The sequence below is a fragment of the Pandoraea sp. E26 genome, assembly GCF_000681415.1.
Lineage (GTDB): Bacteria > Pseudomonadota > Gammaproteobacteria > Burkholderiales > Burkholderiaceae > Pandoraea > Pandoraea pnomenusa.
The window spans coordinates 1-639 of the sequence record NZ_AYXJ01000092.1; the positions used below are offsets into that span (position 1 = coordinate 1).

A 639-nucleotide genomic window follows, 5' to 3' on the forward strand; every position below is an offset into this window, starting at 1 on the left:
AGCGCGACCGGCTGGCGCGACACATACGCCTCGGTGAACGCACCAAGCGAGAAGCCCTTTTCGCGCGTGTGCTGGCGTGCGAGCCAGGCGTTCGACACCCGTCGCATTTCTTCCAGATACGGCGCCACGGCTTCCGGCGGCACGATCTCCAGCGTGAGACCTTCGCGCTCGCCGCGCGCGACCCCATGGCGCAGATTCGCACGGCGCGAGCCCTGCAGGCCGAACTCCGGCAGCGAAACGAACGCCTCTTCGCCGAGCTTGTAGGCGCGCAGGCCCGCGTCGATGTACAGCGGCAGCGCCTGCGGACGCGTCTTGTAAAACGCCGCCCGCCCACCGTGCGCGTCGGCCAGTTCGATGAAGCGCCAGATCAGCTCGGGCCACTCCTTCTGATCGCCCACCGGGTCCGAGAGCGACACCCATGAGCGACGATGCTTCGCGTACATGATGAAGGCGTTGCCCGACGGCGAGAACAGGAAGCTCTTGTCACCCATGAGCGCCAGGCAGGCGTCCGCGGCCGGCTGCTTGCGGATGACGGCACGCGCACGCGCGAGTTCGTCTTCGCTCGCGGGCACGATGGCGCCGGGCGACTGACGCAGCAGTTGCCACAGCGACAGCCCGAGCCCGATCACGGCCACCACC

1 protein-coding gene is annotated in these 639 nt (G+C 68.4%); it reads right to left on the bottom strand.

The window, feature by feature from the left end:
- A partial coding sequence (locus tag W930_RS28935; protein WP_152552676.1) for a phosphatidylglycerol lysyltransferase domain-containing protein occupies positions 1–639 on the bottom strand: 639 nt, incomplete at both ends.